Raw genomic sequence first — 23,974 nt, forward strand, 5'->3', positions numbered from 1 at the left:
AGGGGGTATTTGGGTAAAATCAGGAGTGATTGGGGGAGGAAACAGCCGAAAACCTGTGTTTGGGTTCCGGCTGTCGAAGGAAGGGCTTTTTTGCAAAGGTCTCTATATGTCGGCATCTGGCTTTTGAAACGGATGGCCGACACATCCTTAGGCACACAAAGGCCGTCTGAAAACCCTCAGCACGCGGCGGTTTTCAGACGGCCTCTTTAACTTGGATACGGCAGACGGGCGCCGCGCCTTATTCCTCGTCGGTCGGCTCGCTGCGGATAATCAAAAGCGGCAGATGGCTTTGGCGCATCACGGTTTCCGCGAAGCTGCCCATCAACAGGTGCATTAGCCCCGTGCGGCCGTGCGTGCCCAAAACCAAAAGGTCGGCGCCCTGCTGGTCGGCATAATCCACCAGCTCCTGCGCCATCTCGCGCGCGCCCTTGTTGGCCAACAGCAGGTGCGTGCTCACGCCCGCAATGCCCGCTTCCGCGCCGTTGGTGATTTCCAGAGCGGCCGAGAGCACCTCGTTGCCGTTGGCAATGGCAGCCTCCTCATAGCTGTCCTGCTGCAAAAACTCGGGTGCGAGCGCCATGTATTCGGCGGGATTGGCAACGTGTACCAAAGTCAGACGGGCCTTGCCCGCAGCCGCCACGCTGCATGCGTGTTTCAAGGCGTTGGCAGAAGTTTCGCTGCCGTCTACCGCTACCACCAGATGCTTATACATAAAAACTCTCCTTGACGTTGATATAGGACTTTGTCCTGCGGACAGGCCGCAGGACGCGCAGTATAATCCAGCCCGCGCGCAAGATGCGCATTTTTTCCGTTTTGATTTGACCTCACGCAATGACCGATTCCCCATCCTCCCGCCGCTTTGGCGGCATCGCCCGCCTCTACGGCGAACCCGCCCTGCAACGCCTGTCGCAGGCGCACGTCTGCGTCGTCGGCCTCGGCGGCGTCGGCTCGTGGGCGGCGGAAGCCCTCGCCCGCTCCGGCGTCGGCGCGCTCACCCTCATCGACTTGGACAACGTCGCCGAATCCAACGTCAACCGCCAGCTCCACGCCCTTACCGACAACTTCGGCAAAGCCAAAACCACCGCCCTAGCCGAGCGCATCGGCCAAATCAACCCCACCTGCCGCGTCAGCGAAATCGAAGACTTCGTCACCGAAGAAAACCTGCCCGAGATTTTCAGACGGCCTTTCGATTTTGTCATCGACGCTATCGACCAAGTGCGCGTCAAAGCCGCCATGGCCGCCCATTTCGTCCACAGCGGCCAGCCCTTCATCTTGAGTGGCGGAGCGGGCGGGCAGCGCAACCCTGCCCACATCCGCACCGCCGACCTCTCCGCCGTCACCCACGACCCGCTCTTAGCCAACCTGCGCTACACCCTGCGCCGCCGCCACGGCTTTTCGCGCGATCCCAAACAGAAAATGCGCGTCCCCTGCGTCTATTCCCTCGAAAACATCACGCCGCCGCAAACCGCCGCCGCCTGCAACACCACGCCGCAGGGACTCTCCTGCGCGGGCTACGGCGCAACCATGCTCGTCACCACCGCCTTCGGCCTTTACTGCGCCCAAGCTGCTATCGAACACATCGTTGCCGGAAAAAGGTAAAACCGCTTTGTTTCATTCCTAATAAAGGACGATAATGTCCGTGCAACAGGCCGTCTGAAAACGGAAAACCGCTTCCGTTGCCAAACAAAAGAGCCCAAGCCGAACCACTGCCGTTTCCCGTCCACTTACGACAAGGAGCTTTACGATGAAATACGCCGTCCTAATCGCTGCAGCCGCCCTTTCCGCCTGCGCCCTCACTCCCGAGCAGCAGGCCGAGCGTGAAGCCGCCCGCATCCGCGCCCGGCAAAACCTGCAAGTCACCCTCGCCGCCCAGTGCGATCCCGACACCGCCGCCATGATGCGCCGCCAGTTCGACGGCCAAACCGGCGCAAACGCCAAGGAAAAACAAGCCTTCCGCCTCGCCTACATCGACAAAGTGGAAGACAAAATGTTCCAAGCCTGCTACCGCATGGCCTGGCAGACCTACACCGCCGAACAGCGCCTCGAAGACCTGCGCCGCTACAGCTACTACGACGACTGGTGGTACGGCCCGCGCCCGTGGGGACCCTGGTGGTGAGGCCGTCTGAAAGCCCGCCTTTCTTTTAAAAAAAAACTGTTTCAGACGGCCTCAAAGGCCGTCTGAAACCCTTCCGAAAGCCCGAACATGACCGACAACCCTTTCCGCCGCCTAATCCGACGCCTGCGCGTCCGCCCGCACCAAAAGTTGCCCAAGTCCTACCGCATACGCGGCAAAAACAGCCTGAATGCCGCCCATCTCAACCTCATCGCCCTTACACTCGAACTCTCCGAAGATTTTGACGGACGCGACAGACCGCTGATAAAAAAACTGCTGCGCGAATACCGCAAATGCTACCCGCTCGGCTTGGATGTCCGCGATGAAACCACCCTCTGCGCCATGATGCTTTACCGCCATATGCAGTGGCGCGACATCCGCAGTCTCTACCGCGCCAAATTCAACGGCGGCAGCGATTTGGCATTCTCGCTCGACATCGAACTCGTCTTCGGCTTCGACGGCGAAGAAGCCCTTGCCTACCTGAAAAACCTGCCGCCGAAAAAACGCAAACCTGTCGACCGCGACATCATCCGCACCGTCAAACGCTACCTGAGCCAACGCCCCGACGCCGTTTACCGCAACCGCAGCGAATACCTGCAACACATCGAAACGTACCTTATGGGCTACCGCCGCAAAGATCTGTGGGAAATATACGGCAAAGAACTGCAGGCACTGCTGGGCTACACCCGATACGAAAGCACGGAAGAAGCCGGAGAATAAGCCTTTTCAGACGGCCTCACGCGGGCAGGGCAAACCCCAAAGGCCGTCTGAAACCCGCCTTGCCGCCGCCTGCGAAAGCGCGGATAATCCGCCCCGCTTGAAACCCTTGTTTTCAGACGTTTTCAAACCTTTCAGGCTGCCTTCACATCCCAAGGCAGCCTGAAAACCGTTTCACCACACCAAACACAGCACAAACACCATGAAATCTCCCGAACTCCTGCTGCCCGCCGGCGGCCCCGAGCGCATGCGCACCGCCTTCGACTACGGCGCCGACGCCGTTTACGCCGGCAGCCCGCGCTACTCCCTGCGCGCGCGCAACAACGAATTTGCCAAGCTCGACGTCCTTTCAGACGGCATCGCCGAAGCCCACCGGCGCGGCAAAAAATTCTTCCTCACCTGCAACACCCTGCCGCACAACTCCAAGCTCAAAACCTTTGTCGCCGACATGGAACCCTTGGTTGCCATGAAGCCCGACGCCCTGATTATGGCCGACCCTGGCCTGATTATGGTTACTCGCGAGCGCTGGCCGGAGATGCCGATTCATCTTTCCGTGCAGGCCAACACCACCAACTACTGGGGCGTGAAATTCTGGCAGAACATCGGCGTCGAACGCATTATTCTGTCGCGCGAATTGTCGATGGAAGAAATCGCCGAAATCCGCCAGGAATGCCCGGACATCGAACTGGAAGTCTTCGTGCACGGCGCCCTGTGCATCGCCTATTCCGGCCGCTGCCTGCTCTCGGGCTACTTCAACCACCGCGACCCCAACCAAGGCACCTGCACCAACTCCTGCCGCTGGGACTACAAAGTCCACGACGCACAAATCGACGAAATGGGCGACGCCAAATTATTGGAAGGCTTCGACTTCAACAAAGCGCAGGAAGAAGCCAACCAGGCCTTTGAAGGCATCAACGGCCAGAAACGCCACCCCAAAGCCGACAAAATTTTCCTGCTCGAAGAGTCCAACCGCCCGGGCGAATACATGCCGATTATGGAAGACGAACACGGCACCTATATTATGAATTCCAAAGACCTGCGCGCCGTCGAGCAGGTGGCCGAACTGGCAAAAATCGGCGTGGACAGCCTGAAAGTGGAAGGTCGCACCAAATCGGTTTACTACGTCGCCCGCGTCGCCCAAGCCTACCGCAAAGCCATCGACGACGCCGTCGCCGGCCGCCCCTTCGACTACGGCCTCTTGGCCGAACTCGAAGGTCTGGCCAACCGCGGCTACACCACCGGCTTTCTCGAACGCCACCAAACGCAGGAATACCAAAACTATCTCGAAGGCCATTCGCTGTCGAAACAAAGCCAGTATGTCGGCCAGGTCAGCGCCATCGACGCCGACGGCTGGGCCACGGTAGACGTGAAAAACCGCTTTGCCGTCGGCGACACGCTGGAAATCATCCACCCGCAGGGCAACCAAACCATCGTATTGCAGGCAATGAAACGAGGCGGCGAAGCGGCCGACGTCGCCCCCGGCAACGGCATCCAGGTGCAGATTCCCGGGATGCAGGGCAAGGAAAAGGCGCTGGTGGCCAGAATCATCAACCCGTAAACCGCGCCGCCGTCCGTAACGGCAAAAGGCCGTCTGAAAGCAAAGGCCGTCTGAAAACCTTTTCAGACGGCCTCAGCATGGCAAACAGCGCATTCCGTATATAATCCGCCGCATCCGTATCTTCGTCCGAAGGAAGAAAAATGGCCTTATATGCAGGCATCGCCGCCGGTCTTGTCACCGCCTATCTGCTGTTTCTGCTGCTCTTTGGCGATTGGGAAGAGCTGTGGAACAGCATCAAACTCTCGTTCACCCCCGATATCTTCAGCGCCCTGCTCGGCCGCTGGCACGAAGACCAGTGGGCAAGTGTCAAGCTCACGATTTGGATAGGCATCAGCGTGCTCGTCGCCGTCGGCGCGTATGCCGCCTTCCAATAACAGCAAAGGCCGTCTGAAACCCGTTCAGACGGCCTAAACAAAGGAAACCCCATGTCCGAACGCAGACCCGACAAAACCCTGAGCAAACCCGAACGCATCATGCTCGTCGGCGTCATGCTCGAAGCCGACTACAGCGGCGCCAACGAAACCCGCGAACGCGCCTTCCGCGCTGCCCTCGACGAAGCCGAAGAACTCGTCCGCGCCACCGGCGGCGAACTCGTGCGCCGCGAAACCGCCAAACGCGCCCGCGCCCACACCGCCCTGTTTGTCGGCACGGGCAAAGCCGAAGAACTCGCCACCGCCGTGGCCGCCGACAACATCGAACTGGCCGTCTTCAACCACGAACTCAGCCCCACGCAGGAGCGCAACCTCGAAAAAATCCTGCAATGCCGCGTGCTCGACCGCGTCGGCCTCATCCTCGCCATCTTCGCCCAACGCGCGCAAAGCCAGGAAGGCCGCCTGCAGGTCGAACTCGCCCAACTCACCCACCTCTCCGGCCGCCTCGTGCGCGGCTACGGCCACCTGCAAAGCCAAAAAGGCGGCATCGGCCTCAAAGGGCCGGGCGAAACCCAGCTCGAAACCGACCGCCGCCTCATCGGCCAAAAAATCACCGCCCTGAAAAAACGCCTCGAAGCCGTCAAACGGGGGCGCGCCACCCGCCGCAAAGCTCGCCAAAGCGGCAGCCTGCCCACCTTCGCCCTTGCCGGCTACACCAACACCGGCAAATCCAGCCTGTTCAACCGCCTCACCAAAGCCGACGTTTTCGCCAAAGACCAGCTCTTCGCCACCCTCGACACCACCGCCCGCCGCCTCTATCTCTCGCCTGAAGCCAGCGTTATCCTCACCGACACCGTCGGCTTCGTGCGCGACCTGCCGCACGGCCTTGTCGCCGCCTTTTCCGCCACCCTCGAAGAAACCGCCCTCGCCGACCTTATCATCCACGTTATCGACGCCTCGCGTGACGACCATGAGCGGCAGGTCGACGACGTCAACCGCGTCCTTGCCGAAATCGGCGCGGGCGACATCCCTCAGCTCTTGGTCTACAATAAAACCGACCTCCTGCCGCCCGACACCCGCCCCACAGGCATCTTGCGTAATGCCCAAGGCCGCCCCGCCGCCGTCAACATCTCCGTCAAAACCGGCGCGGGGCTGGCCGAACTGCGCCAAGCCCTGATCGAACTTGCCCTTTCAGACGGCCTTTACAAGCCGTAAACCGCCGCCGTTTCCCTAACGAACCCGCTTTTTTCAGACGGTCTCAGAGGCCGTCTGAAAGCAAAAAGGTCGTCGTCTTTCAGGCCGTCTGAAATACCGAACCGGCCGCGCACCACAAAAGGCCGTCTGAAAAAACCGAACAAGGAATTTCAGACGGCCTTTGCCGTTTCAGACAGAGTGTGCCGCGCAGCACGCACGCGGATTCGGGCGCTTGCGTGAATCTGTGCGGCAGACAAAAGGCCGTCTGAAAAGTCGGTTGGGTCGGCGGGCAACGGGCATGACAGGGCGGGCGGATGTTGCTGCCCAATGAGTCCATACAAGCGCCCTGCCCTGCGGCAGAAGCAGAAAAGGCCGTCTGAAAGCTGTTTTCAGACGACCTTTGGTGTTTTCTCCGTTTTCAGACGGCCTATTTGGGCGTGTAGCGCCCGGCCATGGCTTTGTAGGTGGTGCTTTCGCTTTTGAGGGTTTCGTAGCGTTGGTTCAACACGTTTTGCGCGGCGGCGTATTCGCTGTTAAGGGCTTCGAGCCAGTCTTTAAGCTCGTTTTTGCCGTGTTGGTAGCGCAGTTGGTAGTAGCGGCTGTTTTTGCGCTCGAGGGCGAGGCGCTGCTCTTGGTTGGCGAGGGTGGCGCGGGCGTTTTGGTAGGCCAGATAATGCGTGTGGACTTCGTTGAGCGCGGTGGTGAGGGTTTGTTCAAACGAGAGTTTGGCCTTGTCGAAATTGGCTTTGGCGGATTTGTCTTTCCATTTCATCGTCTGCCAGTTGAGAAACGGCAGGCTGATGCCGACGCTGCCGCCCAAAAGCGGGATGTTGAACGCGCTCCTGGCTTTGTCGGACGAGGTGCTCAAGGTTGCGCCCAGCGTGATGCTCGGATACCAGCTGCGTTTTTGCACGTTGAGCGTTTGCAGCGCGGATTGGACGCGGTATTCGGCGGCGCGCAAATCGGGGCGGTTGGCCAGTACGGTGATGGGTACGTCGAGGTTGACGCCCGCTGTTTTGGGCAGGCGGTAAGACGCGGGGTCGGCGGCCGGGTTTTGGCCGGGCTTTAAATTCAACAGGTTGCGCAGGGTTTGGATTTGCGCGTCGCGGCTGTTTTGCAGCGCGAGCAGGCTGTTTTGCGCGGAGAGCAGCGATTGGGCAGACTGGGTGGGCTGGCTCGAATCGACGCGGCCGTGGCGGAATTTGGCATCGGCGATGCGGACGATTTCTTGGTATTGCTTGACGGTTTTTTGCGTTAATTCAATCGCTTCGTTGAGATAGGCGATGTTGAAATAAGCGTTGGCCACGCTGTTGGCGAGTGTGAGGCGCGTGTTGGCGAGGTCTTGCTGCGTGGCCTGGTATTCCCAAACGCGGCTGTCGGCGGCGGCGCTGAGTTTGCGCCACAAATCCAGCTCGTAGCTCAATTCGAGGCGGCTGCCGAAATTGTTGCCTTTGTCGCCGGTTTTGAGGTTTTTTGAGGTGGACGCGCTAAGCGAACCGCCGGCGCCGGGCAGCAAATCCGCACCGGCGATGTTGGCTTCGTACAGGGCTTTGTTGACGCTGACGGCGGCTTGTTTCAGCTCGATGTTGTCGGCCAGCGCCTGAGCAATCAGCGCGTTAAGCTGCGGGCTTTGGTAGATTTCCCACCAGTTGCCGTTGATGTCGTAACGCTCGGCTGCTTCGGCGGCGCTCATCACATGGCCGGTGGCCTCCAAGGTCAGCGCCTGTTCGGTGCTGTGGATGGCGCAGCCGCTGAGGGCGGTGGCGAGGGCGAGGGTTGAGGCCGTCTGAAAAAGGGGTTTGTTCATGATGGAGTCCGTTTCTTGGGTTTCAGACGGCCTTTGGCAAGATGCGGCAGGAGGCCGTCTGAATCGGGTGTTTGCGGTTTTCAGACGGCCTTTTGGGGATAGTAGGCCGTCTGAAAAGGTCGTCTGAAAATTTAATCCTGCGCCAGCGCGTCAATCGGGTTGAGTTTGGAGGCGCGGTTGGCGGGCATGAAGCCGAACAGTACGCCGATGATGGTGGAACAGGCGACCGCGCCGACGATGGAGAGGGTGGAAAAGGACATCGGAAAATCGGTAACGAAATGGTTGAACACCAGGCCGATGGCCATCGACAAGCCTACGCCGATCAGGCCGCCGATCAGGCAGATTAAGACGGCCTCGATGAGAAACTGCTGCAAGATGTTGTTGCGCCGCGCGCCGATGGCCATGCGCACGCCGATTTCTTTGGTGCGCTCGGTTACGGACACGAGCATGATGTTCATCACGCCGATGCCGCCGACGATGAGGGAAATCACGGCGATGCTGGAAATCAGCAGCGTCATGGTGCCGGTGGTTTTTTCCACCATCTGCTTGATGCTGTCGCTGTTGTTCATGAAAAAGTCTTCCGTGCCGTGCCGCGCTTTGAGCAGCTCGGTCAGGCTTTTTTCGGCCACTTGGCTGCTCACGTCGTCTTTGATTTTCACGGTAATCGAGCTGGCGTGGCTCTCGCCGGTAATCTGGTGCATTACGGTGGTGTAGGGCGACCACACCATCAGCATGTCGGAGCTGCCGAAGTTGTTTTCTTCTTTTTTGAGAATGCCGATAACGGTGAGCGGGCGTTTTTTGAACAGGATGGTTTTGCCCAGCGGGTCGGTGCCTTCGGGGAAGAGTTTGGCGCGCACGTTGTCGTCGATGACAGCCACTTGCGCGTCGGCTTTGACGTCGTCCGAATCAAACAGCCGCCCGCGTGCAAGCTTGAGGCCGCGCACGTCGAAATAGCCTTCGCCCACGCCGTAGAGCATGGAGGTAAGGTCGGTGTTGCGGTAGGTGAGCGTGGCGCTGGACGAGGTTTGCGGAGTAACGGAATCGACGTAGCTTTGTTGGGCGATGGCTTTAGCATCGGCGATGGTGAGGGTTTTCACGCGTCCGGCGCGGCGGTCGCCAAAGCCGCGCCCGGGGAAGATGCTGATGGTGTTGGTGCCCATCGAGTTGATGTCTTCGAGGATTTTCTGGCTCGAGCCGTTGCCCAGTGCGACAACGGACACTACCGAGGCGATGCCGATGATGATGCCGAGCATGGTTAAGAGCGAGCGCATTTTGTGTGCGACTATGGCCTGCACCGACATTTTGAACGCTTCCATAAACTGGTCGTAATAAAACGACCACGAGGCTTTTTCGGCGATGCGCTCGACGCTGCTGGGCGGGATGTCGGGGTTTTTGACAGTGTCGGAGATGATTTGGCCGTCGCGGATTTCAATCACGCGGTTGGCGTTGGCGGCGATGCCGGGGTCGTGCGTAACCATGATTACGGTGTGCCCCTGCGCGTGCAGGTCGTGGATGATTTCCATCACGTTTTGGCCGCTGGCGGTGTCGAGTGCACCGGTGGGCTCGTCGGCGAAGATGATTTCGCCGCCGTTCATCAGGGCGCGGGCGATGGAAACGCGCTGCTGCTGGCCGCCGGAGAGTTCGCTCGGTTTGTTGTTTTCCTTGTTGTCCAAACCCAGTTGGTGCAGCAGTTTTTCCGCCCGCACGGAGCGGTCTTTCTGGCTCATGCCCATATACACGGCGGGTAGGGCGACGTTGTCGCGGGCGGTAAGCGAGCCTAAGAGGTTGTAGCGTTGGAAAATAAAGCCGAAGCGTTCGCGCCGCAGCGCGGCCAATTCGTCAGGCTGCATTTTGGCGGTTTCGATGCCGTCGATTTGGTAGGAGCCGGAAGTGGCGGTGTCGAGGCAGCCGAGGATGTTCATCAGCGTGGATTTGCCCGAACCGGACTGGCCGATGATGGCGACGAAATCGCCTTTTTCGATAGACAGGCTCACATCTTTCAATACGTGGACGCGGTTTTCACCGCTGCCGAAGTAGCGGTTGATGTTTTTACATTCGATAAGGCTCATGGCTTTCCTGACTTCAGACGGCATACGGAGGAATAGGGCGCAAGGCCGTCTGAAAAGGAGCTTGCTTTCAGACGGCCTGTGTTTCAGACGGCCTTAACGACCTGGCGGCGGCCCGCCCATCATCACGGCTTCGCTGCTTTTTTCCTGCTCGGCCGCCGTCATTTCGGAAATCACCACCTGCTCGCCTTCGTTGACACCGCTTTTGATTTCGGTGTTCACGCCGTCTTTCAGGCCGGTTTGCACTTCGCGCTCGGCCGCCTTGCCGTCTTTACCCAATACGCGCACCACGGTTTTGCCGCCCTGTTTTTTCACGGCCATCGTCGGCACGGTGAGCACATTTTTCGCGCCGCTGATTTCGATGGTGTTTTGCGTGGTCATGCCGATGGAGAGCTTGCCCTCGGGGTTGGGCACGAGGGCGCGGGCGTAGTAGTAAATCGCGTTGGACGTGGTGTCGGTGCTGCTGGTGTAGCTGCCCAGCGACATGGTGGTTAAGCCCGGGTCGACGCTGTCGAGCTTGGCTTTAATCGGTGCATCGGGTTCGGACAAAATCGTAAACGAAATATCCTGCCCCGCTTTGACTTTGGTGATGTCGCCCTCGGCAATCTGCATTTTGTTGAGCATGGTTTGCAGATTGGCAAGCTGGATGATGGTGGGGGTGGACTGCACCGCGTTGACCGTTTGGCCTTCTTCCACGGGGATGGCTACGACTGTGCCGTCCATCGGCGCGGTAATGCGCGTGTAGCCCAAATCCGATTCGGCGGTGTTGATGGAGATTTTGGTTTGGTTGATCGAGGCTTTGAGTTCGGCCACCGTGGCTTTGGCGGCGGCCAGCGTGTCTTGCGCGCTTTCGAGGTTTTCTTTGGATGTGGCTTCTTCTTTCCACAGCGCGGCTTCGCGTTTGTATTTTTTCTCGGCCGTGTTCAGGGCGATCTGCGCCGAAACCAGCTTGGCCTGATAAGTTTCCAGCTTGGATTTTTCCGTGTTCAGCGCGTTGGTCTGCGTGGTCGAATCGATTTCCGCCACCAAATCGCCCTTTTTAATCTGCTGCCCCAGCGTTACATACAGCTTTTTAATCTGCCCCGAAGCCTGAGCGCCCACCGTTACCAGATTCGACGGTGAAATCTCGCCCGTAGCCGATACGGTTTGGCTGATGTCACCGCGTTTTACGGCTTCGGTGATGTATTTGACTTCGTTTTTCGGTTGGAAATACGACCAGACCGCAAAGGCGGCGGCTGCGGCGGCAATCAGGGCGGCGCCCCACTTCAAGGCTTTTTTCATCGGCTGATTCTCTTTCGGAAATCGGGTAACAATGCGTCTTCAACGCACAAACGGCGGCGAGTTTACTGTAAAGCCCCATAAGCGCCAAGCGGGGGGAGACGGCGGAACGGAATTCATATGTTTGATTGTAAACGGTTTTTTGCTTTGCCGTTTACATGAAAAAGAACGATTTTACACAAGCCTGCGGCAAATCAGCCGTGACAACCGCATAAGGCGGAAAAATCCGCTATAATCCGCGCGTCTCTCCACAATAATCCAATCTGCCGCCCGATCGGGCGGCGCACATTACAGAACGGAATACCATGAAACGTCACAACCAACACGGTTTCACCCTGATCGAGCTGATGATTACGGTTGCCATCATCGCCATTCTTGCCGCCATCGCCTATCCGTCCTACGACAGCTTCATCCGCAAAACCCGTTTGGAAAACGTGCGCGGCGACCTGCTCAACAACGCCCAGCGCCTCGAACGCTTCTACGCGCGCAACCGCACGTTCAACAACTTTGACGATTTGAAAAACGACAACAAATATTTCGAGATCACCTACGTCTACAATGACGACAATCAAAACATGACCGATCCCGATGTCGGCCATTACCTGCTTACCGCCACGCCCAAAGCCAATAATCCCAACGAAAATCGCTATATGCAGCTTAACGACGACGGCATTGTCACCGTCTGCACCGGGACGGGTGCCGACAAAGACTGCGAAATGTACTGATTCCTATCTTTACAAAATCCCCAGTTTGCCGAATACTGCCGCTTCATCTGCATTCTCAACTAGGAGTCCGGCCATGAAGCGGCATTTTTCCTTTTCCGGCTTTACCCTTATCGAAGTCATGGTTGCTGCGGCCGTGCTGGCCGTATTGGCTGCCATCGTCTACCCTTCTTACCAGCGCCACGTCAAAAACGCCCGCATGAAACAGGCTTCCGCCGTTTTATTCGACAATGCCCGCGCGCTCGAACAGTTTTATGCGCGCAACCGATCGTTCAAAGCCGACTCCACCACTTGGGCGGACATCCCCTTCACCCGCAACGGACATTTCTGCTTCAAAATGCAGGGCAACGCCCAAGGCGCGCTGACCGACAGCTTCACCGTCAAAGCCGTCGCCTTGGACAAAGACAATGAGCCGCGTGTCCTGCGTATCAACCAAGACCATATCCTCACCATCTGCGAGAGCAGCAATTCGTCCTGTTCCGATACTTCGCCCTATTTCTCCAATGCCAACGGCACGGATCAGGATTGCACGGTTTACGAATAGGCCGTCTGAACCCGAAAAACAGCGGCCGGACAAAGAATGTCCGGCCGCTGTTTTATTCCGGCTGCAAGGGATAAGCAAGAGGCCGTCTGAAAAGCGTTCAGACGGCCTCCCGGCTTTTTCAGACGGCCTTATAACGCCGTCAATACCGCATCGCCCGTTTGCGAGCAGGAAACTTGCGTGCAGCCGTCTTCAAAAATATCGGCGGTGCGGATGCCTTGCTGCAGGACTTTCTGCACGGCGTTTTCCACTTGGCGGGCACGCTTTTCGTCGTTCAGGCTGTAGCGCAGCAGCATCGCCAGCGACAAAATGGTGGCCAGCGGATTGGCTTTGTCCTGCCCGGCGATGTCGGGCGCGGAGCCGTGCGAAGGCTCGTACAGGCCTTTGCCGCTTTCGTTGAGCGAAGCGGAAGGCAGCATGCCGATGGAACCGGTGAGCATCGATGCCTGGTCGGACAAAATGTCGCCGAAGATGTTGCCGGTGGCGATCACGTCAAACTGTTTGGGCGCGCGCACCAGCTGCATGGCGGCGTTGTCCACATACATATGGCTCAATTCGACATCGGGGTAGCTTTTGGCCACGTCGTTGAAAATTTCTTTCCACAGCTCGGTGGTTTCCAGCACATTGGCTTTATCGACCGAGCAGAGTTTTTTGCCGCGTTTTTGGGCGGCTTCAAAGGCGATTTTGGCGATGCGGCGGATTTCGCTTTCGCTGTAACGCATGGTGTTGTAGCCTTCGCGCTCGCCGTTTTCCAGCGTGCGGATGCCGCGCGGTTCGCCGAAATAGATGTCGCCGGTAAGCTCGCGCACAATCAGGATGTCCAAACCGGCCACCACTTCGGGCTTGAGCGTGGATGCGTTGGCCAGCTCTTTGTACAACACTGCCGGGCGCAGGTTGGCAAACAGGTTCAAGTCTTTTCGGATGGCCAACAGGCCGCGCTCGGGGCGCAGGGGGCGATCGAGATTGTCGTACTGCGGCCCGCCAACCGCGCCGAGCAGCACGGCATCGGCGGCGCGGCACAGCTTTTGGGTGAACTCGGGATAGGGATGGCCGTATTCGTCGTAGGCAGCACCGCCGAGCGGGGCGTAGGAATAGGCGGCATTGAGGCCGTCTGAAATCAGTTTGTCGAGTACGCGCACGGCTTGGGCAGTGATTTCGGGGCCGATGCCGTCGCCGGGCAGAATGGCGATTTGGTAAGTCATAAAGGGTTTCCTAGGTGGGTAAATATTGATGCAGATTGGCTTTGAAGCATTTCAAGCAATAAATAATTTGTCTTTATCGGTAGGGCGGCAAGAGGGTAACTCATCAATCCTGCCATACGCTACTCTGCAGATATGTGCATATTTGGAAGACTCACTGATGGTGTTTGATAGGTTTTCTTTCATATCGTCAACCAGATGCCATTCTATAACGCAACTGGCATTTTCAGCATAGAGTACGGCTTTGTGAAAAGGTAAAAGGTTCATTAAATCTTCTAATGCTTCAATGATATTGGTGTTAATCCATGGATAGTAGCTGTGTTTGTAATCCAAAGTGAAGCTTACTTTCGTGCCTCCGTAAAAATTAGCCATTGAAGGCGGGACAACATGTAAGACATCAGGCTGGAGGCAGTCATTTTGAAAAGCATCCACAATCTGACAAACTTGTTTGTATTGGTCAATATCAGGTTGGGGATTTCTATATGTGGCTTCCGTAGGCAGGCAATCAATCACGCCGATAATCATAAGTTTCTCATTTTAAATTAAATGTTTATATATTTAGTGTGAGTCAGGCATGTTTGTCGGGACATTTAAACTTACAGTCGGATTTTGAACACGGCTTTGCGGATGGCGGCTTCGCTGCCGACCAGCGGCGCATGGCCGTCGGCGGGGAAAAACAGGGCGAACTCGCCGACATGGATGTCAAGCCAGGTTTCGCAGGGACAGTCAAAAAATTCGATGTCACGCGCTTCGTCGTAGCCTGTGCCGTTTTTCAAACAGCCTCTGTCCGCCCAGCCGTAGGTTTCCGTTCCACTGAGCGGCACTTGGATGTCGATGTGGCGCAGGTGCGCTTCGGGTTGGGCCGCTTCGCGCGTGCGCATGGGTTCACTGCCGACAAAGAGGCGGATGTTGGGATTGCCGGTGTCGTGTTGTCCGTCGGGCAGCGCGGCGAAATCGAGGGTTTGCAGCAGGCGGACGGCGTCGGGAAAATCGGGATGCAGCGCGGCGTAGCGCCCGGCGTTGGCGATGGTGTCGGTAATCATGTGTTGTGTCGGACGGGTTTCAGACGGCCTTTTGGGCTACGGTTTCGGTTTTTTCGCCCAAAACAAATCGCCGTGGCGGTTTTGGCGGATGGCGGCGATGGCAAACAGCAGCCGCTTGTAGCGGTGGCGGGATTGTCTGACGAGGGTTTCGTGGTGTTGGCACATGGTGGGGCGGGAAGGTCGGGATCGTTTTTCAGACGACCTCAGGCAGGCAAAGGCCGTCTGAGGCGGGTTTCAGACGGCCTTTTGCGTGTTCAGCCGTTAAACAGCCAAGGCTGGCTTTGGCGGCGCTTCGCTTCAAAGTCTTTGATTTCGTCGGCGTGTTGCAGCGTGAGGCCGATTTCGTCGAGGCCATTGAGCAGGCAGTGTTTGCGGTGTTCGGTGATGTCGAAAGGGAAAGATTCGCCCGAGGGGGTGGTGACCGTTTGTTTTTCCAAGTCGATGTCGAGGCGGTAGCCTTCGTTGGCTTCGGTTTCGCGGAATAATTGTTCGACGGTTTCTTCGCTCAACACGATGGGCAGCAGGCCGTTTTTGTAGCAGTTGTTGAAGAAAATGTCGGCGAAGCTGGGGGCAATCACGGCGCGGAAACCGTAGTCGTCCAGCGCCCAGGGCGCGTGTTCGCGCGAGGAGCCGCAGCCGAAGTTTTTGCGTGTCAGCAAAACCTGTGCGCCCTGATAGCGCGGCTTGTTGAGTGAAAAATCGGGGTTGAGCGGGCGTTTGCTGTTGTCCATGCCCGGCTCGCCGTGGTCGAGATAGCGCCATTCGTCAAAGGCGTTGGGGCCGAAGCCGCTGCGTTTGATGGATTTGAGGAATTGTTTGGGGATGATGGCGTCGGTATCGACGTTGGCCCGGTCGAGCGGGGCGACTAGGGCGTTGATGCGGGTGAAGGATTTCATGGCGTGTTCCGAAGGATGAAGGAGGCCGTCTGAAAAGCCTCGCTATGGTTTCAGACGGCCTGTGTGGCGGGTTTATTCTGCGGTGGCGTTTTCGAGTTTCTCGCCCGCATGGGAGAGGCCGCGGCCGACGGCGTTGCCGCCTTTGCGTACCGCTTCTTTGGTTTTGTCCCAGCCTTTTTCGAGGCCGGATTCGGTTTTGTCAACGTTGCGTGCGGTGTCTTCTTTCACTCCGCTCCAAGTGCCGGCACAGGCGGCAAGGGCGAAGGCTGCGGACAAGGCTAAGAGTTTTTTCATCTTTGTTTCCTTAGGGTTGTTAAACAAATTACACGGCAAACCGTGCGCGGCCATTATCGCGGATTAGGCCGCGCCCATGTTCTTCATTGCATGTTTTGATGTTTTTTTACAGTTTTGCTTTTCAAACGGCCTCTTGACAGAACGGGAGGCCGTCTGAAAAGCAGGCGGGTTTATACCATGCTGCGCACATCGGTAAAGCGGCCGGTTACCGCTGCCGCCGCCGCCATTGCAGGGCTGACGAGATGGGTGCGCCCGCCGTTGCCTTGGCGGCCTTCGAAGTTGCGGTTGGAGGTGGACGCGCAGCGCTGGCCGGGGGTAAGGCGGTCGGCGTTCATCGCCAGACACATTGAGCAGCCCGGTTCGCGCCACTCGAAGCCCGCGTCGGTGAAGATTTTGTCCAAGCCCTCTGCTTCGGCCTGGCGTTTGACCAAGCCCGAGCCGGGGACAATCAGCACGCGCGAGACGTTGTCGGCTTTTTTGCGGCCTTTGGCCACGGCGGCGGCTTCGCGCAAGTCTTCGATGCGGCTGTTGGTGCACGAGCCGATAAACACGATGTCCACCGGAATGTCCGCCAGCGGCGTGCCCGCTTCCAAGCCCATGTATTCGAGGGCGCGCTCCATGCCGCTGCGTTTGACGGGATCGGCTTCGTCGGCGGGGTTGGGCACTTTGCCGCTGATGTCGAGCACCATTTCCGGCGATGTGCCCCAAGTTACCTGCGGCTCGATGTCTTCGGCGCGGAAGGTGTAGGTTTTGTCGAACACCGCGCCTTCGTCGGATACCAGCGTGCGCCAGTATTCGACGGCTTTGTCCCACGCTTCGCCTTTGGGCGCAAAGGGTTTGCCGTGCACATAATCGATGGTGGTTTGATCGACGGCCACCATGCCCGAGCGCGCGCCCGCTTCGATGGCCATATTGCACAGGGTCATGCGGCCTTCCATCGACAGGCTGCGGATGGCTTCGCCGCCAAACTCGATGGCGTAACCCGTGCCGCCGGCGGTGCCGATTTGGCCGATGATGTAAAGGGCGATGTCTTTGGCGGTAACGTTGGCTTTCAGACGGCCTTCAACCTTAATCAGCATGGATTTGGACTTTTTAGCAGTGATGCACTGCGTCGCCATGGTGTGTTCCACTTCGGAAGTGCCGATGCCGTGCGCCAGTGCGCCGAATGCGCCGTGGGTGCTGGTGTGCGAGTCGCCGCATACTACGGTCATACCCGGCAGCGTCGCGCCCTGCTCGGGGCCCATCACATGCACGATGCCCTGACCTTTGTCCATAAACGGGAAATAGGCCAGCGCGCCGAATTCTTTGATGTTTTTGTCCAAAGTGTCTACTTGCAGTTTGGAAATCGGGTCTTGGATACCTTTGTCCCAATCACCGGTAGGCGTGTTGTGGTCGGCGGTGGAGACCACGCTGTCGATGCGCCACAGCTTGCGCCCGGCCATTTTCAGGCCTTCAAAAGCTTGCGGGCTGGTCACTTCGTGCACCAGATGGCGGTCGATGTAGAGAAGAACCGTGCCGTCTTCTTCTTCGCGCACGACGTGGCTGTTCCAGAGTTTGTCGTAAAGGGTTTGTGGGTTGGTGTTCATGTTTGGTTCTTTTTAGATATTCGGGTCGAAAAACGGCGGCTATGGTAGCGGCGAACAGGGCGCGGCGCAAGCAAAATGTCTAAAAATCTGCAAGCTCCGCCTGTTGATTTGAATTTCTATTATATTTTTGGACAAATTGTCTTATCAAGCCGTCTAAAACAGGCTTTCAGACGGCCTGCCGCAGCCGCAAAAAACATGCCGTCTGAAAAACAGAGCGGCATGTTCGGATGGTGTGTTTAACGTTTCAGCGGCGGGTCTGTCCAAATGCTGCGGTAGGCCGTGTAATAGCCGATCTGCATCATACAGGCGAAAACAAGCCACAGCGGAATCATCAGCAGCATCATCAGGCTGATCACAAGATAGGCCGGTCCGGCATTGTTGGAAAACAAGCCGAAGGGCAAGCCGACCAGCGTAATCACCAAAGCCGCCGCCAAGGCCATGCCCGACCAAGCCAGCCCGTTGACGATAAACGCACCGATATTGCGCAGGCAGGCTTTGAAGCTCATTTTCATCGATTCAAACGGCCGCACATCGTGCAGCACAATCAGTGCGGGCGCAAACCAAACCATCATTATCAGCGGAATATACAGCATCATAATAATCAGCATAAACAGGATAACCAGCAACGCGTCGCCCGCATCGCCCGAGCCCGAATTGATGGCGGCGGCAAACTCGCCGGGATTGAAACCGCCGACAAATATGGCAAACAGAATGCCGGCCACAATCAGGCCGACAATGAGAAACGCGATATAAAGCAGCGTCAGCACCGCCAGTTCGCCGAATTTGTATTTGAAGCCGGAAAACAGATAATCAAACTGCAATTCGCCGCCCTCTTCCAGCGCGTCGCACGAGAGCATCAGGCCGCCGGTGAAGAAAAACGAAAGCAGCGCGCTGATCAGGCCGCCGACAAAGGGAACAAGCTGCACCAGCGCGCCGATCAGCCCTATCACAAAAATCATGCCCAGCCACATCCACGGGCGCAGCCTGAATATCCGCCACGCCTGACTGATCCAGGCAGCGCCCTCGCCCCACGCCACTTTGCGCGGCTCGGCCAAAAGCTGCGGCGCAGACTCGAAAGAAGAAGGATCGTATTGGTTCATATAAAAAACTCCCTGTTTGCAGTTCAAATAAACAGCCGCCTGAAAAGCAGCGGCCGCAAGCGTAAAAATGATTGACGCATTTTAACCAAAACCCGCTGTTTGCGAAATAAAATCTGCGGCGCAAAGCATTGCCCTATCCGTTTGGCGCAACAGGCAGGAGAAAGGCCGTCTGAAAAACCGCGATTCCGTTTTTTCAGACGGCCGCAAATCAAACCGAATCCGCTTTTTCAGACGGCCTCCTGTTCCGCCACAACCCAAGGCCGTCTGAAAATTGCGGTTTTCAGACGGCCTGACTGATAGTGAAGCAAAATGGGAAAGATATAGTGAGTCAAAATAAAAAAGATACAAGGCAGCAAGCCGCAGACAGTACAAGTAGTACGGCCAGGCGCTGCAACGCCGTAGATTTTCCATTTTGGTTCGCTATACAATGCCGCCTTTCCGTTTTCCCCCATCCCCCATCTGCATGAACAGCCCCGACACCCCGCAAATGCTCGCTTCCGTCGATCTCGGTTCCAACAGCTTCCGCCTGCAAATCTGCCAAAACGACAACGGCCAGCTCCAAGTCGTCGATTCCATTAAAGAAATGGTGCGCTTTGCCGCCGGTTTGGACGAACAGAAAAACCTCGACGAAGCCTCGCAGCAGCGCGCCCTCGCCTGCCTCGCCAAATTCGGCGAACGCTTGCGCGGTTTCGCCCCCGAGCAAGTCCGCGCCGTTGCCACCAACACCTTCCGCGTCGCCAAAAACATCGCCGCCTTTATCCCGCAGGCCGAAGCCGCGCTGGGCTTTCCCATCGAAGTCATCGCCGGGCGCGAAGAAGCCCGCCTCATCTACACCGGCGTCATCCACACCCTGCCGCCCAACGGCGACCGCATGCTCGTCGTCGACATCGGTGGCGGCTCGACGGAATTCGTCATCGGCTCGGAAGCCCAGCCCGCCTGCGCCGAAAGCCTGCCCCTGGGCTGCGTCACCTACACCATGCGCTTTTTCAAAAACAAAACCGGTGAAAAAGACTTTCAGACGGCCGTCACCGCCGCCCGCGCCGAAATCCAGCGCATCGCACAAAAATACAAGCGCACCGGCTGGGACTTCGCCATCGGCACCTCCGGCTCGGCCAAATCCATCCGCGACGTTCTCGCCGCCGAAACCGGCAACAGCGGAGAAACCATCACCTACGTCGGCATGAAAAAACTTGCCCAGCGCATCGCCGAAGCCGGCAGCGTCAAAAAAGCCAAACTCGAAGGCCTCAAAGCCGAACGCGTCGAAGTCTTCGCCGGCGGCCTGGCTGTGATGATTGCCGTATTCGAAGAACTCGGCGTCGAAACCATGAACGTCACCGACGCCGCCCTGCGCGACGGCGTTTTCTACGACCTCATCGGCCGCAGCCTCAACGAAGACATGCGCGAACAAACCGTCGTCCGCTTCCAGGAACGCTACCACGTCTCCCGCAGCCAGGCCGAACGCGTCGCCCGCACCGCCGACCACCTGCTCGAAAGCCTCGCGCAAAACGTCTCCGTGCATGAACTCAAACACTGGCGGCAATACCTGCGCTGGGCGGCCGCACTGCACGAAATCGGCACCGACATCGCCCACACCGCCTACCACAAACACACCGCCTACATCCTCGCCCAAGCCGACATGCCCGGCTTCTCGCGCAAAGAACAAAACATCCTCGCCGCCCTCGCCCTTGGCCAGCGCGGCGACGTACGCAAAGTCGCCGACCAAATCCAAGGCGGCAACATCATGTGGTACGCCCTCTTCGCCCTGCGCCTGTCCGTCCTCTTCAACCGCGCCCGCCTCCCCTTCGAGCTGCCCCGCCACACCCGTCTGGGCAGCCCCGAGAGCGGCAGCATCGTCCTGCGCATCAGCAGGCAATGGCTGGACGAAAATCCCCTCACCGCCGGCGCCCTCAACGACGAAAGCGAACAATGGGCGAAAACCCATATCCGCTTCACAGTAGAGGCCGTCTGAAAAAGGCCGTCTGAAAACATCCCGCGAACCGACGAAAACCGCCATGACCGACCAAACCCCCGCTACACAAGACAGCGACGACTACACCCTCAACCAAATCCTCCACGCCGCCCTCACCGCCCACGGCCACCAAGTGCGCGAAGAAGACGGCAAACTCATTCCCGATTTTGCCGTTCCCGCCGCCCTCGACACCCTCGCCTACGTCAGCCAACGCCACGACAACGCCGTCGTCACCCGCCTCGACGTCGAAACCGCCCTGCCCGACGGCCGCCTGCTCTACGAAGCCTACGGCGATGTCGGCGCCACCGTCGAAGAAGCCCTCAGCGGCAACTGGGAGAACTTCCAGGAAAGCGCCCTGCACACCATCCTCGACGCCTTCAACCGCCGCCGCAGCAAAGCGCAAACTCTGACCCTCAACGGCATCCCCTTCGATGCCTACACCGGCAACACCGTCACCAAATACGCGGGCGACAAACCCGAACTGCCCGCCGACGCCCTGCAAAACGCCATCCGCGAAGCCCTGCGCCGCGCCCGCCCCGACCGACGCATCCACTTCGTCCGCTTCTACTACAGCCAAAGCGCGGGCGAAACCGACTGCGTCGAATTTCTCATCGACAACGAAAACCAAGCCTTCGCCGAAACCGCCCTCGCCCGCCTCGACTGGCCGCGCCGCGAACACTTCTACAGCCTGCGCCAATTCCTCATCCTCATGCCGCAAGAGGCCGTCTGAAAAACGGCGACAGGGTGTGTTGCACGGCAACGCACGCGGTTTTTAATGGGACAACCTTGCAGCAGGCCGGATACTTGTATCCGACACTTCTCCCGCCTAATCCGCCGCGCACCGCAAAAGGCCGTCTGAAAACCAAAAAGAGTTTTCAGACGGCCTTTTGCCATGCGCCGCATGGAGGGCGGGCGGTTTTCAGACGGCATCAGGCCGTCTGAAAACCCGTTCCGCCTACCACTGGTACAGCGCGCCCGCGCCCGCGCCGACGCGGCCTCGGGTGTTGACGGAAACATTGCCTTTCACAATCCAGTTGCCGCCGTCGCTCATCGAGGACATGCCGACTGCTAGGGCGAATTGTCCGCCGTAGTAGCCGCTGCCCACGCCGAGGCCGGATGCGCCCGGGCGGGTAACCTGCGGAATCGAGCCTTGGGCAATCGCACCGGCTACGCCCGCATTGGCGTTGTCGCCGATATCGTTGATTTTGCGCTCCAATGCGTTGAAGTTCAGGTTGGCGGCATCGGTCAGCGCGCCGAGTTTGGCATTGAGCTGGCCGACATTTACCGCGTCAGTGGCTTTCGTGCCCGCGGCAACGTTGCTGATTTGGTTGCCGCCGTTGTCCAGTCCGCCCGCAGTCAGTGAAACGGGGGCTTTGCCTGCGGCTGACGGAGTGACGGTGACGCCGCCCGCGTTCACGGCGGTTTGGTTGCCCGCGTTGTCGCGCACGGCATGGCCCGCGCCGTTGACGACGTTGGTGTTGCCGCTGCCGTCGGCGAAAGATGCGTTAGTCAAGCCGTTCAGCTCTTTGGCCAGCTGCACTTTCAGACGGCCTTGGCTGTCTTTGTTGACGCCGATGTTGTTGTTGGACAGTTTGTTTTTGTCCGCACCGCCGACGATGTCGAGACGCCGGTTGAGTTTTTTGGCAATCGCGCCGTCGCTTGCGAGGTTGTCGCCGTCTTTGCCGTTGACGGCGATTTGTCCCGCGCCGTTGTCGGCAGACAGGGTAAGGCCGGTTTGGCCGTCTTTGCCGACGGTGAGGCTTTCGGCTTTGAGGTCTTTGTCGGTTTTGACGACCAGATTGCCTTGCGCATCCACCATGGTTTTGATGTTTTCGCCCGAATAGCGGCTGTCGTCTTTTTTGCCCTCGCCGACGATGTTTACGGTTTGGCCGAGTTTTTTGTTCGTCGAACCGGTGTTGCCCGCGAAATTGAGACCCTTGCCGATATTGCCGCTGAGATTGGCGATGTCGGTTTTGTTTTGCGCCACTTGGTTGTCGACGACTTTGAGCTGGTCTTCGGTGGCGGTGCGGCCGCTGACGGGCTGCGTGCTGCCGCTGCCCCAGGTTTTGTTGCCCAGTCCGGTAACGGTGCCCGCTTTGCCGTCGACGACGACGCTGCCCGCTTTCACCTGCGCTTTCGTGCCGTCAAGAGTGACGGCGTTTGCGCCCGTTCCGGCGGTGACGGTGTTGCCCGCTGTGACGTTGCCTACGGCGGCAATATTGCCCGTTGTACCGTCGAGCGAGACTTTTCCGTTGCCCAGCGCCACTTTGTCGGCCAGTTTGACGGCGTAGTCAGTGTGGCCGTCTGCATGGGTTTTCGGCGTGACAACGACATTGCTGTCGCCTGCCGATACGGTGTTTTTCGCGGCGGCGGCAGCTTTTTTCACATCGCCGATATTGGCGGCGTTGCTGTCGGTGTCACCGCCGCTGGCAACGTTGGTGATGGTGTTGTTGGTGATGGTGATGGTGTTGGTGTTGGTGATGGTGTTGCCGCCGTTGTTCAGGCCGTCTGAAGTGAGGCTGACGGGTGATGCGCCTGCTTTGCTGATGGTGACGCCATTGCCGTCGGTGACGGTGTTACCGGTGGTGACTTTGTCAAACGTCGGTGTGGAGGAGAAGTTCAGTGTAACGGTGTCGCCGCTTTTGGCAGCCGTTAAGTTGGGGGTGGCGGAAACGACGTTCTGCACGGCGCTGTCGGCCTTCGCCAGGCTGGCTTTGGCCGCGGCGGACAAATCGACGGCGTAATCGGTGATGTTGCCGCTTTTCGCGCTGCTTGTGACGCTGACTTTGTCCGAAGCTGCGGAGACGGTTGTGCCTTTGGCATTGACGGTGTAGACGCTGTGGCCGTCTGAATTATCGTCAGTTTTGTCTACCGAAGCGATGTTGGTACCTGCTTTGACTTCGGTTTTCGATGCTTTGATGGCGTCGTGGACGGTGTTTTTGCCTGTGCCGCCGATGTCGCTCATGGTAAGCGTGCCCGCTTCATCGCCGTCTTTTTTAATCTCGGCATCGCCGCCCAACACGGTGACGGCGGAGTTGCCGAGGTTGCCGAGGGCGTTTTGCGTGAGATATAGCTGGCTGCCGTTGACGGCATCGGTGGAGTCTTTGTTGATGCGGCCTGCGGCGACCTTGGTGAGGGTGCGGGTGAAGCCGCTTTTGCCGATGCTGCCCGAGCCGATGTCCGCCTGCGAAGAAGCGATGTTGCCGCTGCCCTTGACGACGGCGGCTGACGAGCCTGCGGCCATGCTGTCGAAGCCGCCCATCCCCTGGGTGTACGAACCGTAGGCCGAGGTGGTGTCGCCGTGCGCTTTCGCCGCGACGCCGACGGCAGAGGAAATGGTGCCGCTGGAAACCGAGTTCGTGCCGGGTGCCATTTTCTGGTTGCCCGCACCCAAAGCCTGCGCGTTATGGCCGACTGCCAGCGAGCTGGTGCCGACATGGCAAGCAATCAGCGCATTGTTGCCGATAGCCATATTGTTGGTTTTCGCAAAAGCAGTGTTGTCAGACGGGTCGGCAAGCAC

25 protein-coding genes are annotated in these 23,974 nt (G+C 58.4%); 11 read left to right on the forward strand and 14 right to left on the reverse strand.

Annotated features, from left to right (window positions below):
• Window positions 1-238: 238 nt before the first annotated feature.
• A complete protein-coding gene (locus ACLD9W_RS07495) occupies window positions 239-712 on the reverse strand; it encodes a universal stress protein (RefSeq protein ID WP_009426538.1) in 474 nt (157 codons plus the stop codon).
• Between the two features lie 119 nt (window positions 713-831).
• On the opposite strand from ACLD9W_RS07495, the gene ACLD9W_RS07500 reads away from it, so the two are divergent.
• The 6 genes from ACLD9W_RS07500 (at window position 832) to hflX (ending at window position 5,974) form a co-directional block, all read left to right on the forward strand.
• Complete coding sequence (locus ACLD9W_RS07500) at window positions 832-1,599, forward strand: ThiF family adenylyltransferase (protein ID WP_410841438.1); 768 nt, start codon at window positions 832-834, stop codon at window positions 1,597-1,599.
• 145 nt (window positions 1,600-1,744) lie between these two features.
• Window positions 1,745-2,116 (forward strand): hypothetical protein, encoded by a 372-nt coding sequence (locus tag ACLD9W_RS07505; protein ID WP_410841439.1) that lies wholly within the window; start codon window positions 1,745-1,747, stop codon window positions 2,114-2,116.
• Between the two features lie 87 nt (window positions 2,117-2,203).
• On the forward strand, window positions 2,204-2,833 hold the full coding sequence (locus ACLD9W_RS07510) for a hypothetical protein (RefSeq protein ID WP_410841440.1): 630 nt from the start codon (window positions 2,204-2,206) through the stop codon (window positions 2,831-2,833).
• Between the two features lie 199 nt (window positions 2,834-3,032).
• Window positions 3,033-4,388, forward strand: coding sequence for a tRNA 5-hydroxyuridine modification protein YegQ (gene yegQ, locus ACLD9W_RS07515; protein WP_410841441.1), 1,356 nt, complete (start codon window positions 3,033-3,035; stop codon window positions 4,386-4,388).
• Between the two features lie 140 nt (window positions 4,389-4,528).
• Window positions 4,529-4,762, forward strand: coding sequence for a hypothetical protein (locus ACLD9W_RS07520; RefSeq protein WP_410841442.1), 234 nt, complete (start codon window positions 4,529-4,531; stop codon window positions 4,760-4,762).
• 51 nt (window positions 4,763-4,813) lie between these two features.
• Entirely contained in the window at window positions 4,814-5,974 is a 1,161-nt protein-coding gene (hflX, locus tag ACLD9W_RS07525; RefSeq protein ID WP_410841443.1) for a GTPase HflX, read from the forward strand.
• A gap of 79 nt (window positions 5,975-6,053) precedes the next feature.
• Here hflX and ACLD9W_RS07530 read toward each other — a convergent pair whose 3' ends face one another.
• On the reverse strand, window positions 6,054-6,290 hold the full coding sequence (locus ACLD9W_RS07530; protein ID WP_410841444.1) for a hypothetical protein: 237 nt from the start codon (window positions 6,288-6,290) through the stop codon (window positions 6,054-6,056).
• Between the two features lie 90 nt (window positions 6,291-6,380).
• On the reverse strand, window positions 6,381-7,763 hold the full coding sequence (locus ACLD9W_RS07535) for a TolC family protein (protein WP_410841467.1): 1,383 nt from the start codon (window positions 7,761-7,763) through the stop codon (window positions 6,381-6,383).
• Between ACLD9W_RS07535 and ACLD9W_RS07540 the strand changes: the two genes are divergently transcribed.
• The gene (locus tag ACLD9W_RS07540; RefSeq protein WP_410841445.1) at window positions 7,759-7,887 is read left to right on the forward strand and encodes a hypothetical protein; all 129 of its coding nucleotides are present in this window, start codon (window positions 7,759-7,761) and stop codon (window positions 7,885-7,887) included. The genes ACLD9W_RS07535 and ACLD9W_RS07540 overlap by 5 nt on opposite strands.
• A 4-nt stretch (window positions 7,888-7,891) precedes the next feature.
• On the opposite strand, the gene ACLD9W_RS07545 is transcribed toward ACLD9W_RS07540, so the two are convergent.
• Entirely contained in the window at window positions 7,892-9,829 is a 1,938-nt protein-coding gene (locus ACLD9W_RS07545; RefSeq protein ID WP_410841446.1) for a MacB family efflux pump subunit, read from the reverse strand.
• Between the two features lie 93 nt (window positions 9,830-9,922).
• Complete coding sequence (locus ACLD9W_RS07550) at window positions 9,923-11,107, reverse strand: efflux RND transporter periplasmic adaptor subunit (RefSeq protein ID WP_410841447.1); 1,185 nt, start codon at window positions 11,105-11,107, stop codon at window positions 9,923-9,925.
• Window positions 11,108-11,409: 302 nt separating this feature from the next.
• On the opposite strand from ACLD9W_RS07550, the gene ACLD9W_RS07555 reads away from it, so the two are divergent.
• Both ACLD9W_RS07555 and ACLD9W_RS07560 read left to right on the forward strand, forming a co-directional pair.
• Complete coding sequence (locus tag ACLD9W_RS07555; protein WP_410841448.1) at window positions 11,410-11,829, forward strand: type IV pilin protein; 420 nt, start codon at window positions 11,410-11,412, stop codon at window positions 11,827-11,829.
• Between the two features lie 73 nt (window positions 11,830-11,902).
• Complete coding sequence (locus ACLD9W_RS07560) at window positions 11,903-12,370, forward strand: type IV pilin protein (protein WP_410841449.1); 468 nt, start codon at window positions 11,903-11,905, stop codon at window positions 12,368-12,370.
• Window positions 12,371-12,498: 128 nt separating this feature from the next.
• Here the strand turns inward: ACLD9W_RS07560 and leuB are convergent, their stop codons facing one another.
• The 8 genes from leuB to ACLD9W_RS07600 form a co-directional block, all read right to left on the reverse strand.
• Complete coding sequence (leuB, locus tag ACLD9W_RS07565) at window positions 12,499-13,569, reverse strand: 3-isopropylmalate dehydrogenase (RefSeq protein WP_410841450.1); 1,071 nt, start codon at window positions 13,567-13,569, stop codon at window positions 12,499-12,501.
• A 51-nt stretch (window positions 13,570-13,620) separates the two neighbouring features.
• Entirely contained in the window at window positions 13,621-14,091 is a 471-nt protein-coding gene (locus ACLD9W_RS07570; RefSeq protein WP_410841451.1) for a hypothetical protein, read from the reverse strand.
• Between the two features lie 71 nt (window positions 14,092-14,162).
• Complete coding sequence (locus tag ACLD9W_RS07575) at window positions 14,163-14,609, reverse strand: YhcH/YjgK/YiaL family protein (protein ID WP_410841452.1); 447 nt, start codon at window positions 14,607-14,609, stop codon at window positions 14,163-14,165.
• 36 nt (window positions 14,610-14,645) lie between these two features.
• A complete protein-coding gene (locus tag ACLD9W_RS07580; RefSeq protein WP_410841453.1) occupies window positions 14,646-14,774 on the reverse strand; it encodes a hypothetical protein in 129 nt (42 codons plus the stop codon).
• A gap of 89 nt (window positions 14,775-14,863) precedes the next feature.
• Window positions 14,864-15,505: a 3-isopropylmalate dehydratase small subunit gene (gene leuD / locus ACLD9W_RS07585; RefSeq protein WP_410841454.1), complete on the reverse strand. Its 642-nt coding sequence runs from the start codon at window positions 15,503-15,505 to the stop codon at window positions 14,864-14,866.
• Between the two features lie 72 nt (window positions 15,506-15,577).
• The gene (locus tag ACLD9W_RS07590; protein WP_410841455.1) at window positions 15,578-15,799 is read right to left on the reverse strand and encodes a hypothetical protein; all 222 of its coding nucleotides are present in this window, start codon (window positions 15,797-15,799) and stop codon (window positions 15,578-15,580) included.
• 170 nt (window positions 15,800-15,969) lie between these two features.
• Window positions 15,970-17,385 carry a 3-isopropylmalate dehydratase large subunit gene (gene leuC, locus ACLD9W_RS07595; protein ID WP_410841456.1) on the reverse strand — a complete coding sequence of 472 codons (1,416 nt, stop codon included), beginning with the start codon at window positions 17,383-17,385 and terminating at the stop codon, window positions 15,970-15,972.
• A 236-nt stretch (window positions 17,386-17,621) separates the two neighbouring features.
• Window positions 17,622-18,485 (reverse strand): BPSS1780 family membrane protein, encoded by an 864-nt coding sequence (locus tag ACLD9W_RS07600; protein WP_410841457.1) that lies wholly within the window; start codon window positions 18,483-18,485, stop codon window positions 17,622-17,624.
• Between the two features lie 463 nt (window positions 18,486-18,948).
• On the opposite strand from ACLD9W_RS07600, the gene ppx reads away from it, so the two are divergent.
• A complete protein-coding gene (ppx, locus tag ACLD9W_RS07605) occupies window positions 18,949-20,454 on the forward strand; it encodes an exopolyphosphatase (RefSeq protein WP_410841458.1) in 1,506 nt (501 codons plus the stop codon).
• Between the two features lie 43 nt (window positions 20,455-20,497).
• A complete protein-coding gene (locus ACLD9W_RS07610) occupies window positions 20,498-21,184 on the forward strand; it encodes a DUF6348 family protein (RefSeq protein ID WP_410841459.1) in 687 nt (228 codons plus the stop codon).
• 225 nt (window positions 21,185-21,409) lie between these two features.
• Here the strand turns inward: ACLD9W_RS07610 and ACLD9W_RS07615 are convergent, their stop codons facing one another.
• Window positions 21,410-23,926 (reverse strand): YadA family autotransporter adhesin, encoded by a 2,517-nt coding sequence (locus tag ACLD9W_RS07615; RefSeq protein ID WP_410841460.1) that lies wholly within the window; start codon window positions 23,924-23,926, stop codon window positions 21,410-21,412.
• Window positions 23,927-23,974: the final 48 nt, after the last annotated feature.

The organism is Neisseria sp. WLZKY-1 (assembly GCF_046546535.1).
Classification (GTDB): domain Bacteria; phylum Pseudomonadota; class Gammaproteobacteria; order Burkholderiales; family Neisseriaceae; genus Neisseria.